General features: G+C 59.7%; 8 protein-coding genes. 5 read left to right on the top strand and 3 right to left on the bottom strand.

The features are described 5' to 3' along the window. Positions 1-180: 180 nt before the first annotated feature. On the bottom strand, positions 181-2475 hold the full coding sequence (locus ACLBW8_RS27865) for a fatty acid cis/trans isomerase (RefSeq protein ID WP_447806842.1): 2295 nt from the start codon (positions 2473-2475) through the stop codon (positions 181-183). Between the two features lie 164 nt (positions 2476-2639). Here ACLBW8_RS27865 and metH point away from each other — a divergent pair, with 164 nt between their 5' ends. Further along, positions 2640-6350 carry a methionine synthase gene (gene metH / locus ACLBW8_RS27860; protein ID WP_447806841.1) on the top strand — a complete coding sequence of 1237 codons (3711 nt, stop codon included), beginning with the start codon at positions 2640-2642 and terminating at the stop codon, positions 6348-6350. Positions 6351-6487: 137 nt separating this feature from the next. Then, positions 6488-11341 carry a dermonecrotic toxin domain-containing protein gene (locus tag ACLBW8_RS27855; protein ID WP_447806840.1) on the top strand — a complete coding sequence of 1618 codons (4854 nt, stop codon included), beginning with the start codon at positions 6488-6490 and terminating at the stop codon, positions 11339-11341. A gap of 103 nt (positions 11342-11444) precedes the next feature. Here the strand turns inward: ACLBW8_RS27855 and ACLBW8_RS27850 are convergent, their stop codons facing one another. Then, positions 11445-11822, bottom strand: a complete 378-nt coding sequence (locus ACLBW8_RS27850) for a hypothetical protein (RefSeq protein ID WP_447806839.1) — start codon at positions 11820-11822, stop codon at positions 11445-11447. A gap of 134 nt (positions 11823-11956) precedes the next feature. On the opposite strand from ACLBW8_RS27850, the gene ACLBW8_RS27845 reads away from it, so the two are divergent. Beyond that, positions 11957-12175, top strand: a complete 219-nt coding sequence (locus ACLBW8_RS27845; RefSeq protein WP_064452002.1) for a DUF2970 domain-containing protein — start codon at positions 11957-11959, stop codon at positions 12173-12175. 6 nt (positions 12176-12181) lie between these two features. On the opposite strand, the gene ACLBW8_RS27840 is transcribed toward ACLBW8_RS27845, so the two are convergent. Next, a complete protein-coding gene (locus ACLBW8_RS27840) occupies positions 12182-13261 on the bottom strand; it encodes an ABC transporter substrate-binding protein (RefSeq protein ID WP_447806838.1) in 1080 nt (359 codons plus the stop codon). A gap of 423 nt (positions 13262-13684) precedes the next feature. Here ACLBW8_RS27840 and ACLBW8_RS27835 point away from each other — a divergent pair, with 423 nt between their 5' ends. Together ACLBW8_RS27835 and ACLBW8_RS27830 are read left to right on the top strand one after the other, a co-directional pair. Beyond that, a complete protein-coding gene (locus ACLBW8_RS27835) occupies positions 13685-15343 on the top strand; it encodes a nitrite/sulfite reductase (RefSeq protein ID WP_447806837.1) in 1659 nt (552 codons plus the stop codon). Further along, entirely contained in the window at positions 15327-15821 is a 495-nt protein-coding gene (locus tag ACLBW8_RS27830; RefSeq protein ID WP_053255711.1) for a DUF934 domain-containing protein, read from the top strand. The genes ACLBW8_RS27835 and ACLBW8_RS27830 overlap by 17 nt, the downstream gene beginning before the upstream one ends. Positions 15822-15842: the final 21 nt, after the last annotated feature.

Below are 15842 nucleotides of genomic sequence, written 5' to 3'. Positions count from 1 at the left end.
GCCCAGGCGAGGCACCGAGTGGTGGGGCAAAGCGTTTTTTGGTTACTTTTTTAGGCGCTTTGTAAAAAAGTGACCCGCCGTAAGGGCGGAACCCTAAGCAGCCGTTACCGCAGCAACGGATATGTACCCCCACACAAATCACAAATCACAAATCACAAATCACAAATCACAAATCACAAATCACAAATTCTCATACCGATTCATATCCAACACCCCCGCCTCAACCGGCGTAGTCTCCAGAACATACCGCGACAAGTCGTGGAAATACTGCCAAAACAGCGGATGACTGCGCCGCACACCCCACCGATCAACAATCTTCTCAAACTGCTGAGCATCCCTGGCACTCTCCATCGCCAAAACAAACCCCGGCACCTCCTGCGCCGGAATGTTGAAAATGAAGTTCGGATAACTGCTCAGCACCCCTGGATAAATGGTCACAGTATCCAGCCCCGGCTGATAGCGATAAGCCTCACCCAGCAAAAACGCCACATTACTGTGCGCCCGGTTACGCAACATGCTGTAAACCACCCGCTTGCCGCTGGCGGTCTCGATCCGCAACATAGTGGCCTCAGGCAGTTGCTCAATCACCTTGAGCCCCGCCGCCGGCCTCGACGTGAGGCGACTGAGGGCCTGCTCCGCATCCCGCAACGCCGGATCAATCCCATCGCGCGAGCAATAGGCACCGGCACAACGGTTGAGCGGGTCCGGACTGGCGTTCAAATCGCCATAACGCGTCAATAACTGATTGGCAAAATCGCGCTTCGGGTCCTTCTTATCCAGATGCAACCCACTCGGCGTGTCATCGTCAATCGCCTCGTAGTCCAGCCAGAGCTTGAGTTTCCCGCTGTTCTGGTACCAATCGTCCATAAAGTCGTCGCGTGTATCGGCCGGCATCAGGCGCAGGAAGTTCTGCTCGGCACCATTGCGGATCAGGTCGAAGTAGAGCCGGGTCTGGGCCTGGTGCGAGACATTGCCGAACACGTCAAAGTTGACCACCAGTTGGTAGTAGGTGCGCTCCAGCAACGGGTAATCGAACAACCACATCGTCTGCGGGACTTCACCGATCAGGCCTTTATTGACCGAGGCACTGTCAAAGTGGCGGAAGATGCTCAACAGCGCATTGTCATTGCCGGCCCACAGGGTTGACCAGCTTGGTGCCGGCAGGTCGGCATAACTGTCCCGGCGCAGGGCTTCGTACTGGTTGCGCTTGTCGCGGTACTTGAGCCACAGGCTGAGCACACTGCCCACGTCATCATTCTGCCCCGGCATCGCCAGCAACGGCGTCGCCTGGCCGCGATAGCGGGCATCTGTGATGTACAGATCGTGATCCGGCGCCTGAAACAGCGCCCAGAAGTTGTCGCGGATCACGTCCGTCGCAATCTGCCCGCGGCACACCGGGCCACGAATAAAAGTGCGTACAAAATACTCGGCGTTGTCCAGCATGAACTGGTAACGCGCCTGTGCCGGGATCGCCTCGAAGGTCTCGAATGGGTTGGCACGGCGCCCGGGGCCGTAGCCCGGCGACGCGGTGACCTGCCAATCACCGCTGTAGAACAGGGATTTGACCCGTGCCATTTTCTGCGCACTGAGAGGATAGGTGATGTGGGTTTTATGCACGATCACCCCTTGTACCGGCCACAGGCGGTAGTACACCCGAGTGCCGGGGTCGTCGTTGGGGCGGCGGGTGTTGATCAGGTCAATCGGCTGGCCGCTGGGGGTACGTGAGCGTACCCACTGAAAGAAATGCCCGGGTTCGCCGCCCTCGAAATAAAGATGCGCAATAAACAGGTGTTCGTACAGCCAGCGCGCCACCAGGCTTTGGCGAGCGCCGGGGGCGTTGAGCAGGTTTTCCCATTGCAGCACCTGGGCGGCTTCCTGGGCACTCGGCGCCACGCCTTGCTCATCGATCGGCGCACCGGAGGCCAGCCAGCGTTGCAGGGTCTGGTATTGCTGGTCACTCAAGCCGGTGACGGCCAGCGGCATGCCCTCATTGGGGTGTGCGCCGGCGTAGGCGTCGAATTCACCTGGCGACGGGCACATGTTTTCGCGGTTCAGGCCCAGCACGATGTCTTCAGGCAATTTGCCATTGGGCTGCAAGGGCGCACGACGGTGGCCCAACTCCAACATGCGCGCCATCAGCGCGGCCTGGCTGCCCTGGGCATCAAGTACCGAGCTGAAGCCTTCGCGCTGCCAGGCGGCTTTACCGAAGGCGTCATAGAACAGCCGGACCGGCTTGGTTGCCTGGCTGCGCTCACCGTCGTAGACCGGCACTTTGGTCGCGCCCCGGGCCGCGCCTTCGCCGCTGCCCAGGTTCAACTGGCAGGCCGAGTCATAGCAGGCATGGCACGCCACGCACTTCTCGGTAAAAATCGGTTGAATGTCACGGGTGTAGGAAATCGCCGGGGCGGGATCTTGGGCCTGCGTAGTGGTGCCAATCAGCAAAAGTGCAAGGCTGACGATGATGCGATACGGCATGAGCCTTGTCCCGATATGAAGCCAAAATGATAAATCCCGGGAATTCTACCGACCTGCATCCTGCACCAACATGAACGATATTCATGCAAAACCTGGACATGCTCTAAATCGGCACAGGTTTGCTATGATTCGTCCCCTCCGAAATGCCTGACCAGAGTAGTCCCATGTCCGATCGTAGCGCTCGTCTGCAAGCCCTTCATCAAGCCCTCAAGGAACGTATCCTGATACTCGATGGCGGTATGGGCACGATGATCCAGAGCTACAAGCTTGAGGAACAGGATTATCGTGGCAAGCGCTTCGCCGACTGGCCGAGCGACGTCAAGGGCAACAACGACCTGCTGGTCATCACCCGTCCGGACGTGATCGGCGGCATCGAAAAAGCCTACCTGGATGCCGGCGCCGACATTCTGGAAACCAACACCTTCAACGCCACGCGCATTTCCATGGCCGATTACGGCATGGAAGCCCTGGCCTACGAATTAAACGTAGAAGGCGCACGCCTGGCGCGCAAGGTCGCCGACGCGAAGACCCTGGAAAACCCGGCCAAGCCGCGTTTCGTCGCTGGCGTGCTCGGCCCTACCAGCCGTACGTGCTCGCTGTCGCCTGATGTGAACAACCCCGGCTACCGTAACGTGACCTTTGATGAGCTGGTGGAAAACTACACCGAGGCGACCAAAGGTCTGATCGAGGGCGGCGCCGATCTGATCCTGATCGAAACCATCTTCGACACACTCAACGCCAAAGCCGCGATCTTCGCCGTGCAAGGCGTGTTCGAAGAACTGGGTATCGAGTTGCCGATCATGATTTCCGGCACCATCACCGACGCCTCCGGCCGTACCCTCTCGGGCCAGACCACCGAAGCGTTCTGGAACTCCGTCAGCCACGCCAAGCCGATTTCCGTAGGTCTGAACTGCGCCCTTGGGGCGAGTGAGCTGCGCCCGTACCTGGAAGAACTGTCGAACAAGGCCAGCACCCACGTGTCGGCGCACCCAAACGCCGGCCTGCCCAATGAGTTCGGCGAGTACGACGAGCTGCCGTCGGAAACCGCCAAGGTCATCGAAGAATTCGCCCAGAGCGGCTTCCTCAACATTGTAGGCGGCTGCTGCGGCACCACGCCGGGCCACATCGAAGCCATCGCCAAGGCCGTGGCCGGTTATGCGCCGCGCCCGATCCCGGACATTCCAAAGGCTTGCCGCCTGTCGGGCCTGGAGCCGTTCACCATTGATCGCAGCTCGTTGTTCGTCAACGTCGGCGAGCGCACCAACATTACCGGTTCCGCACGTTTTGCCCGCCTGATCCGTGAAGACAACTACACCGAAGCCCTGGAAGTCGCCCTGCAGCAGGTGGAAGCCGGCGCCCAGGTGATCGACATCAACATGGACGAAGGGATGCTCGATTCGAAGAAGGCCATGGTGACCTTCCTCAATCTGATTGCCGGCGAGCCGGACATCTCCCGTGTACCGATCATGATCGACTCCTCCAAGTGGGAAGTGATCGAGGCCGGCCTCAAGTGCATCCAGGGCAAGGGCATCGTCAACTCCATCAGCATGAAGGAAGGCGTGGAGCAGTTCATTCACCACGCCAAGCTGTGCAAACGCTACGGCGCCGCCGTGGTGGTGATGGCCTTTGACGAAGCCGGCCAGGCCGACACCGAAGCGCGCAAGAAAGAAATCTGCAAACGCTCCTACGACATTTTGGTCAATGACGTCGGCTTCCCGCCGGAAGACATCATCTTCGACCCGAACATCTTCGCGGTCGCCACCGGTATCGAAGAGCACAACAACTACGCCGTCGACTTCATTAACGCCTGCGCCTATATCCGCGATGAGCTGCCGTATGCGCTGACCTCGGGTGGCGTGTCCAACGTGTCGTTCTCGTTCCGCGGTAACAACCCGGTGCGTGAGGCGATCCACTCGGTGTTCCTGCTGTATGCGATCCGCAATGGCCTGACCATGGGTATCGTCAACGCCGGCCAGTTGGAGATCTACGACCAGATCCCGGCCGAGCTGCGCGATGCGGTCGAAGACGTGGTGCTCAACCGCACACCGGAAGGCACCGACGCCCTCCTCGCCATCGCCGACAAATACAAAGGTGACGGCAGCATAAAAGAAGCCGAGACCGAGGAATGGCGTGGCTGGCCGGTGAACCAGCGCCTGGAGCACGCGCTGGTCAAGGGCATCACCACGCATATCGTCGAAGACACCGAGGAATCCCGCCAATCGTTCGCGCGCCCGATCGAGGTGATCGAAGGCCCGTTGATGTCCGGCATGAACATCGTCGGCGACCTGTTTGGCGCCGGCAAAATGTTCCTGCCCCAGGTGGTTAAATCCGCCCGGGTGATGAAGCAGGCCGTGGCCCACTTGATCCCGTTCATCGAACTGGAGAAAGGCGACAAGCCGGAAGCCAAGGGCAAGATCCTGATGGCCACCGTAAAAGGTGACGTGCATGACATCGGCAAGAACATTGTTGGCGTGGTGCTGGGTTGCAACGGCTATGACATTGTCGACCTGGGCGTGATGGTCCCGGCCGAGAAGATCCTGCAGGTGGCCAAGGAACAGAAGTGCGACATCATTGGCCTGTCCGGCCTGATCACGCCGTCCCTAGATGAGATGGTGCATGTGGCCCGCGAGATGCAGCGCCAGGACTTCCACCTGCCGCTGATGATCGGTGGCGCGACCACGTCCAAGGCGCACACTGCGGTGAAGATCGAGCCCAAGTACAGCAACGACGCGGTGATCTATGTAACCGACGCCTCCCGTGCGGTGGGCGTGGCCACGCAGTTGCTGTCCAAGGAATTGAAGCCAGCCTTCGTCGAGAAAACCCGCCTGGAATACATCGACGTGCGCGAGCGCACCTCGAACCGCAGCGCCCGCACCGAGCGTCTGAGCTACCCGGCCGCGATCGCCAAGAAGCCGCAGTTCGACTGGAGCACCTATACCCCGGTGAAACCGACGTTTACTGGCGCCAAGGTGCTGGACAATATCGACCTCAAGGTGCTGGCCGAGTACATCGACTGGACGCCGTTCTTTATCTCCTGGGACCTGGCCGGCAAGTTCCCGCGCATCCTCGAAGACGAGGTGGTGGGTGAAGCGGCTACCGCGCTCTACGCCGATGCCCGGGAAATGCTGAAAAAGCTGATCGACGAAAAACTCATCAGCGCCCGCGCAGTGTTCGGCTTCTGGCCGACCAACCAGGTGCAGGACGATGACCTGGAAGTCTACGGTGACGACGGCCAGCCGATTGCCAGGTTGCATCACCTGCGCCAGCAAATCATCAAGACCGATGGCAAGCCAAACTTCTCCCTGGCCGACTTCGTCGCGCCAAAAGACAGCGGCGTGACCGACTACATCGGTGGCTTCATCACCACCGCGGGTATCGGCGCGGAAGAAGTGGCCAAGGCCTATCAGGACGCAGGCGACGATTACAACTCGATCATGGTCAAGGCCCTGGCCGACCGCCTGGCCGAGGCCTGCGCCGAGTGGCTGCACCAGCAAGTGCGTAAAGAACACTGGGGCTACGCCAAGGACGAACAGCTGGATAACGAGGCGCTGATCAAAGAGCAATACAGCGGCATCCGCCCTGCCCCGGGCTACCCGGCGTGCCCGGACCACACCGAGAAAGCCCAACTGTTCCAACTGCTCGACCCCGAGGCCCGCGAAATGCAGGCGGGCCGTAGCGGCGTGTTCCTGACCGAGCACTACGCGATGTTCCCGGCGGCGGCAGTCAGCGGCTGGTACTTCGCCCATCCGCAGGCGCAATACTTCGCCGTGGGCAAGGTCGACAAGGACCAGGTGCAAAGCTACACCGCGCGTAAGCAACAGGACTTGAGCGTCACCGAACGCTGGCTGGCGCCGAACCTGGGTTACGACAACTAAGACTCTCGGCCCTATTTGCGGTATCCCCCTACCGTACTCGCCACGACGAAATCCGATTTCCTGTAGCGGACCGATCATCGGTCCGCTGACCCGGCAGCCAACCCGCACCGGATTGAAACAGGAAACAGGATTTCGTCATGCCCGACCCAACCTACCCCGTGTTACCCACAGCCCTGGGCCAATTACCCGCCCAGGCTGTCCATGAGCGTTTCGCCACTCGCCCAGCTTTGTTTTCAGTGGTGTTCAACGCCCTGCGCGAGCGCATCCTGCAGCGCTACCCGACCCTGCAACTGGACCTGCTCTCGGTCAAGCTGGCCACCCCGGCCCCCGCTGGCGGTTATACCTACCCGCTGTTGATGAACATCGCTATCGCACATGTCTTGAACCCGCAGCTGCTTGACCTGCAGCCACGCCGTGAACTGCCGTTCTACCTGACGCAAAACGTGCCTACGGTGCTGAAGCCCGCAGCGCTGCCGCTGATCGACATGCAGGTCATCGCGCAACTCATCGACGCGTTACCCTCATCGCTCTACCTGTATTTCCAGCACACCCTGGCTGACTACTGGAGCGCCACCGACAGCCACGGCAGCAGTCGCTGGCAATGGCTGGGCGAATTTCTCAATGGTCAGATGACCGCGGTAGCAGCAGGCCCCTCAGGCCTGACCGAAATACAACGGGACATGCTGGCTGTCACCGCCGCCTGGCCCGGGCGCCTCGAGCGTCTGCCCCGCTCCAGGCCCACCACGTATGCCTATTTCATTGAAACCACTCTTTCCAGCGCCGGGAAAGCAGTACGCCTGCTCACGCCGGACCTGCTGCTGGTGCGCGACCAACAGGTGCTGCTGTGCAGCCTGGCGGGGGCTGTCGAGCCGTTTGACTCGATGGATGCCTTTGGCGAAACCTGGGGGGCCAGGATGCAGAACCAGTTCCAGTGCGACAGCATCACCTGGCGGCGCAATGAGCCTGAAGGCAACGTGTTCGAACAGCAGGCCGGGCTTATTCTCAATCAGCAACTTGAAGACCTGGCGAGTTTGTCATTTCAAGGCCAAAGCGAAGCAGCGCTTAACCAGGCCCTGAATAAACTCACGGACCCAGCCCTACTGTTTACCAAGGTCCCGGTACCTTCTGCTGCGCACCTGCAAAAGGTCGACCGCCAGCTGCCCGCGTGGCTCAAGCACGCCAGTGCCGATGACCGCTTTGCCTACCACCGCCATCTGCAGGACATGGCGCGAGTGATGAAACAGAATCAGGGCCGCTCTTTCAACGAAGGCATTGCAAACATCCACAGTTTCAGCCGCGACGCATTGCGCAAACAGATGCAAACCGACCATGAGGATTACGACCCCGACGAGCTGGTGTTGGATTTCGCCGTGGCCGCCGGCTACCCGGGCGGCGCCGGCATTATCGAGCATGTACGCATGTCGCTGACGGAGCTGGCGCTGAAGAACCTCGCCGGCAAGCCCAAAGGCACGCTGACACTCGCCGCCAAAAGTGCCGAGACACTGCCGGACTGGATGACCACAGACTACTTGCTGGGTAGCCAGGGGTTGATCCAGCGCGTCGACATTGGCACGGCCTATCCACAGAAGATCAAGGACCTGTTGCTCACCGACACGAGCGACGCGCGCCAACGGGAGACCCTGTTTACTCGCGAACTCAAGGTCCACCTGCCGATGCAGGCGCTGGAGTACCGGATCAGGCAGCAGTATGGCGTCACCACCACAGGCTATCGTTATGTGAAGGCGTTGATGGGCGACACCCCCGCCGACAGAATCGTCGACGGCCAGGAGATCGTCCTGCGCCCACTGGCCCTGTGCCGAAAAGCCGGAGCTACGCCCGACACCGTCAATAACATGTTTGTTATCGAGCCTCGGGACGCCAACATCGGCCCGCACCTGCTGTATCGACCGCTGTATACCGACAGCCTGTATCAATACCCCACACGCCAGGCGCTGCTGGATGCGCTTGCCACTCCCAGCGCGGTGCAGACGAGCGTGCTGACCTGGCTAAGCGACAAGGCGCGCCCGATCTACGATCACGGTGGGTTTAAAGAGCCGCACATCATTCGCTTCCTGGCCGGGGATGAATTCGCCCCGCCTCAACAGCCGGCCCCCGCGACGCTGGCAGTCGATGAGGGTGCCGATGAATGGCTTCAATCACAGGTCAACGGCGAGCTGCTTAACCACCTGTTCGGCAGCACGGCACGGGCGATGGTCGACCTGGCTGATCGCGAGTCGGTGTCCAACAGCGAAAGCCGCTGGGCTATCTTGATGGAAGGTGCCGGGTTGCTGTTCAACACCTTGTTGCTGCCATTGGTGCGCGGCCCGGCCATGTTGGCGGGCTGGTTCCTGGTACTGGTCAGCAGCCTGGAACAGGATTTAGTTGGCCTGGACAGCGATGACCCGACCACCCGCGAACTGGCGCTGATTGACCTGTTGCTCAATACCGCGATGGTGCTGTTGCATGCCGCCACACCCTCGGATAGCGCCCGACAGCCATTACCGGAACTCTCCCCGCAAGACAACGCTCTGCACCTGGCGTCCTGGCGCCGCACTGCGGGTTTGCCGCCTCCGGAGAGCACTGCACCGGTCCAACACGGCTCGGTCGCGCTACCGGGTGAGCCTCCGGCGACAGGCCACACCGCACTCGACTTCAGCCGCTCGATAGCCAGCCCCCAGAGCAGCGCGAAGTTGCTCAAGGCGCTGCTCGATGTTCACGTGCCGTGGCCCGAAAGCTTGCCACCCGCCGAGGCAAGCGGCCCGTTCAAGGGGCTGTACAGAATTGACAATACCTGGCACGCCAGCGTCGGCGGGCTGCTGTTTCAAGTCAGCGTGGTAGCCGGTTTCGGCGAGGTCTACCTGGTTGATCCGCAACACCCGCAGCGTCCTGGCTTCAAGTTGGGCAGCGACGGACAAGGGCATTGGCGACTGGAACGAAAGGCTCGGCTGGAAGGCGGTATGCCCAGGGAAAAGCTGGATAAATGGCAGCGACAGCATCGAGATCGGATAGCCGCACTGAAGAGAGACCTGGAAAGTCTCAATGCCGAAATGCTGCCATTGGCGATCACGTTTCTTCCGTTCAAAACAGCGCTGGACACGGCCAGGACCCAACTGGTCGAACATAAAAAAGCGTTGCGAGAGGATTGGATAAGGCTCGGCACCTCGACTGCGCTTCCAGAACTGCACGCCAGAATCACAGAGCGGCATGCCCAAAGACAACTCATGACCGCGCAAGCCAAATTGCATTGGGATATCGCATTCGACAACTACCGGCAAAACGCGGAGGTGATTAACCCGACAATGCAGAAGATCGAAGTCAAGAACGGCGAACTGATGGAAGCCGACAGAACGGACCCGAGACACAAACGATCACGCGACGTCGCAACCCAGTTTGCCTATAACTATTGGGGGTCGATCTTTGAGGTGGTGTCGCAAAAATTTACCGACACCCTGGAAACCGAACGCGGTGAAAATACCGTGGAGCTCGGTAGCCGCGTCAACAGAGAGTTGCGCGACAACGTCACAGACGCCTACGAGGCGTACATCACGACCAAGAAGCTACAGAATGAGGTGCTCGAACAGATGATTGAGCCCGCAGAAAAGATAGAAACCTTCCTCAAGCAAGCAGACCCCGCGCTGCGCAACTTTCTATTGAAAGATAGGCCCACCGATCAAAAGATATCCTCCATTGCCATAAAACAACACGCACTGCTCAACCTTACCGAGCTGGTATTGGACCGAACCCATGATTCACGTGAGCCGGAGGAGTTTCTTTTCATCCAGGAACTCACCGACCCGAAAACCACCGCCAGCGTATTGGCTCACACGGAAATGCGTACGACCAGCGGCTACTCAACAGCCGAGCAAATTGATGTACTCAAGGGCGTCCTTGAACGCTATGAGCGACTGGAGAACGCCGTCAATTCATTGGCTGAAATGGGCTCCGGCTTCGTACGAGAAGAGTATCAAGCCGCGTTCCTGGAGCACCTCCTTGACACCCGTACCAGCCTTGAAGCACAGCTGGCTGATTTGATCCTGACGGACGAAGGGTTTGCCCTCCTGCCAAGCTCCGCCAGCCCGACCCGAGCGAAACCCGCCGCCAGGAAAGTCATCAAGACGCGCAACAACAGCAGCCTGGTGGGTGATTTGCGCGCCCCCCGACCGGAGGACCCCGGCCAATTTGTCGACATCAACGACCCCATCACCGGGCAGATCGTCGCCACCTACCTCGAACACGCCAATGAAGGCGTATGGGTCGAGGTTGTTGCGGCGACGCCAGCCACACAACCGCCTGCGCCGGTGGTTCGCTCATTGGCCGCGATTAAACGTGAGGCAGAAAGCGCGATACCCCAAAGGGCGGAAATCGAACGCAAGATACGCGGCCTGCAGAGAAAGCTTCAGGACCCGACACGCGGCGAAATGCTCAACCCGCTGGACTGGCAAGACATGTTGACCCCGCATGCGAACAAAATGGCCGCCCTGGCCGATGAAATCGAACGTAATCATGCCTCGCATGCAGATGCCAACGCCATGATGAACACCTACCGCGACGAGTCATCCACCACACTCAAGCTGGCACGTGAAGTATGCAGCGAGGGCTACAAGCAACAGCGCCCCAAAGCGTCCAATATTGCGTACCTGTGGCAACACGGTTTTGTCGATATCAACCTGGCCAAAAGCCGAGTTTTATTGAAGGCAGGCGACTATCTCAGCGAATACGTGATACGCGATAAAAGCCAAATAAGACATGGGAAACCGTATGAAGAAACCGTCCTGTGGTACGCGCACTTTCATTACCCGGCGGCCGATACTCCAGCATTAACACCGGCCTTCGGCCATCTAAAGACTAAAGCTGAGCGCCTGTTTACGCGTAAAGAACTGATCGAACGGGCTCGCGCTGACAACCGAGCCGTGGTCAATTTGGATAAAGCCGAGATCAAACCGCCGCTGGATAAGGAGCTGTTCCTTAAGCTGGAACTGCCCAGGCCGTGAGTGAATCGCACTAACTCCACCCATGTGGAAGCTGCCTGAACTTGACAGCTTCCACATCCTCCAAAAAACAGCCCCAATACCGTCAACCGTTATCTCAATCGTACTAACCTGCAGCGGGCTGCCTGGGGCATAACAACGTCTTGTCGACGTCGATTTCCACCTGGAACTGTTCTTTCAACGCCTTGAGCAGTAATGGCTTGGCGAATGCATCAACGTCCTGGAACGTCGACATGGTTTTGTCCAACTGAACCTGAGCGACGGCGCTGGCCTTGACGCTCGCGTTGACGGTCTTGCGCTGTTCGGGCGAGGCGTTTTTGTACCAGTCGGGCAAGACCGGCGCGGTTTCTTTAAGTGCCAACCGGCGGGCTGGCGTCGCGTCGACCAGCCATTGCGGAACGGCCTTTTCGAGGAAGTCGCCGTGAACACTCAGGGTCGCCACTGGCGGCTTGCCAGTGGCGGGACGGCGAGATGAATCGGGCATGGTGTCACTCCTGTGATTGGGAGTGACAGCACATCACCGCTCAGCCTTTGGTCGGTGGTGCATACATACAACGGGCGTGGCCTGACCGAGAGATTGTCTATGCTTTGTAGGGAGATCTACCTGACGAGGGATGTATGAACGGTCCAGTCGACAACAAGCCACCGACCTTCTGGCAAATGCTGCACAGTGTGATGGCCGCCGCCTTCGGTGTGCAGAGCGGCAAGAACCGCGCGCGGGACTTTACCCACGGCAAGCCCAGCCACTTTGTGATCCTGGGCATTCTGTTCACGGCGGTGTTTGCGCTGGCGCTGTTCGGCATCGTCAAGCTGGTGCTGCACCTGGCCGGCGTCTGAGAAGGGTCAAGGCAACACAGCGCGCAGGCTGAACGGGTAACGATAGCTTTCAGGTTTGCCCAAGGCCGATAACGCCTGAAAATCCACGCTGTAATCGCTGCCGGCATTGATTTGCAGCAAGCGGCGCGCCTGCTCCGGCCCAATCAGCTGGAACAGCGCGACCTCACGCTCGCTCCCGCCGTGCCGGGCGATATCCACCCCATGGGCATCGTCATACAGCAGCACCATGGCCCAACCGCCCAGGGTGAAATGCCCCGCCACCAGGACACTCAGTCGACCGTCGAGACGAGCCTCAAGGATGGGCGACGAGCTGTTGATCGCACTGAACAACACATCCTTGCCCGGTACGCGGCCACTGTCCTGCAGAGCCTGCATGGCGCCCAAGGCCATCTCATCATTGGCCGACCACACCAGCGCCGTCTGCGGGTGCCGCTTGAACAGCTGAGTGGCTTGTTCAAGGGCGCGTTGGCGGTTCCATTCGCCGTACACCAATTGGCGCAACCGGACTTCGGGGTGTTCATCCAGCGCCCTGCGCAAGCCCTTCTCACGCAGCAGCGAGACAGGCGTGTTCTTGACCCCGGAGAACGCCAGCAAGTCGAGGGTCTGGCCGGGCGCAATGGGGCCATGTTGACGCAGCAACTCGGTGAGCATCAGGTAGCCCGCCTGCTCGTCATCGGCAACGATGCTGCCGAGCAGGTCAGGCTGATTGGACACGTCCAGGAACTGCACCTGATCCGGGGTCAGGGCGTTGTTGACGAGCAGCAGCTTGACCCCGCTGCCTTGGGCCAGGCGCAGAATCTGCGGGGCAACATACTGTTCGTTGACCAGCACCAGATAATCGGGGCGGTCAGCGCCCTGCAACGCCTCTCGCGCCTGCGTCAGGGTGTTATTGCTGTCGCGCTCGGAATAGCGCACGCGCAAATCCAGGCCGAGGTCCTTGGCAGCGGCCTGCATGAATTGCGAATAGCCGACCCAGAAGGGTTCCGTGGACGTGCCCGGGTTAAGAAAGACCACTGACGTCGCATGGGCAATCGCCCCGTACGCCGATCCCAGTAACCACGCACACGCAATCAGAACCTTCAACATAGTCGTTTGAGCCTTGAATGTTGACCGCCATGATAGTGGCAAACTGGCAGTCAATCGAGGCTCAACCAACCTTCTTTTATTGGTGGCTAACCCAGAACACGGCGGTTCCGACCACCAGAACTATCAGGAACAAAATGGCCCAGGCGTCAACGGTACTGTCAGGTTTACGGGCTTTGGTCGAATTGCTCATCGCATCGCCTCTTGTCGGTTTTATAGGTGATTGCACTAAGACTCGACGACAGTAAAGATCATGATTGCCCGCATGACAAATGTGGGTATCGCGATAACCGTTCTCATTAGTCAATTTGGTTATTTACATATACTCAAACATCACTTTTGCGCATAAACGCAAACTGGTATCGTGCGCCGGCTCCGTTGGGAGTGCGCGGCCGTGCGCGCAGATTTGCCGAGAACAGGACCTATATGTACGTATACGACGAATACGATCAGCGCATCATCGAGGACCGCGTCAAGCAGTTCCGTGATCAGACCCGACGCTACTTGGCAGGTGAGCTGAGCGAGGAAGAGTTCCGCCCTCTGCGCCTGCAAAATGGCCTTTATGTTCAGCGCTTTGCGCCGATGCTGCGGGTGGCCGTGCCCTATGGCCAACTGACCTCGCGCCAGACGCGCATGATGGCCAAGATTGCCCGTGACTTCGACAAAGGCTATGCCCACATCAGTACCCGCCAGAACGTGCAGTTCAACTGGCCGGCGCTGGAGGACGTGCCGGACATCCTGGCTGAACTGGCGACCGTGCAGATGCACGCCATTCAGACCAGCGGTAACTGCCTGCGCAATGTGACCACCGACCAATTCGCCGGCGTAGCCGCCGACGAGCTGATCGACCCGCGCCCCTGGTGTGAAATCGTCCGTCAGTGGACCACCTTTCACCCGGAATTCGCCTACTTGCCGCGCAAGTTCAAGATCGCCATCAATGGCTCGACCTCGGACCGCGCCGCCATCGAAGTGCATGACATTGGCCTTGAGCCGGTGCACAACGCAGCCGGCGAGCTGGGCTTCCGTGTGCTGGTCGGTGGCGGCCTCGGTCGTACACCGGTCGTCGGTGCGTTCATCAATGAATTCCTGCCATGGCAGGACCTGTTGAGCTACCTCGATGCCATTTTGCGGGTCTACAACCGCTACGGCCGTCGTGACAACAAGTACAAGGCCCGGATCAAGATCCTGGTCAAAGCGCTGACCCCTGAGGTGTTTGCCCAGAAAGTCGACGCTGAAATGGAACACCTGCGCGGCGGCCAGACCACCCTGACCGAAGCCGAAGTACACCGCGTCGCCAAGCACTTCGTCGACCCTGAGTACAAAGCCCTGAGCAACCAGGAAGCTGCGCTGGCCGACCTTGAGCAGCAGCACGCAGGTTTCGCCCGCTGGCGTACCCGCAACACCCTGGCGCACAAAAAGCCGGGCTATGTCGCGGTGACCCTGTCGCTGAAACCCACCGGCGTTGCACCGGGCGACATCACCGACAAACAGCTGGACGCCGTCGCCGACCTGGCCGAGCGCTACAGCTTCGGCCAACTGCGCACCTCCCACGAGCAGAACATCATTCTCGCCGACGTTGAACAGAGCCAACTGTTCACCCTGTGGGGCGAGCTGCGCGAAGGCGGTTTCGCCACGCCGAACATCGGCCTGCTGACCGACATCATCTGCTGCCCGGGCGGCGACTTCTGCTCCCTGGCCAACGCCAAATCGATCCCGATCGCCGAATCGATCCAGCGCCGTTTCGACGACCTGGACTACCTGTTCGACATCGGCGAGCTGGACCTGAACATCTCCGGTTGCATGAACGCCTGCGGTCACCACCACGTCGGCCACATCGGCATCCTGGGCGTGGACAAGAAAGGCGAAGAATTCTACCAAGTGTCCCTGGGTGGCAGCGCCAGCCGCGATGCGAGCCTGGGCAAGATCCTCGGCCCGTCCTTCGCCCAGGAAGCCATGCCCGAGGTGATCGGCAAGCTGATCGACGTGTACATCGAACAGCGCACCGAAGATGAGCGTTTCATCGACACCTACCAGCGCATTGGCATCGACCTGTTCAAGGAGCGCGTCTATGCAGCGAATCATTAAGAACAACGAAGTCCTCGACGAAACCTGGCACCTGCTGCCCAAGGACGCGAGCTTCGATGGCATTTCCAACTGCGACGACCTGATCGTACCGTTGGCCCTGTGGCGCGAGCACGCCCATGCGCTCAAGGCCCGCGACGGCGGCCTGGGTGTGTGGCTGGACGCCGATGAAGAAGCCGAAGAAATCGGCGACGACGTGGAACACTTCCAGGTCATCGCCCTGAACTTCCCGGCCTTCACCGACGGTCGCAACTACTCCAACGCACGCCTGCTGCGAGACCGCTACGGTTTCAAAGGCGAGCTGCGCGCGATTGGCGATGTGCTGCGCGACCAGCTGTTTTATCTGCACCGCTGCGGGTTCGATGCCTTCGCGTTGCGCGCCGACAAAGACCCGTACGAAGCGTTGGAAAGCCTCAAGGATTTCTCGGTGACGTATCAAGCCGCAACGGATGAACCGCTGCCCTTGTTCCGTCGTCGCTAAACGTTAGCGCATGAAAAAGCC

Source organism: Pseudomonas sp. M5A4_2d (assembly GCF_053345295.1).
Note: the sequence above shows the minus strand (reverse complement) of the source record. Positions and strands in the feature narration are given on the sequence as shown.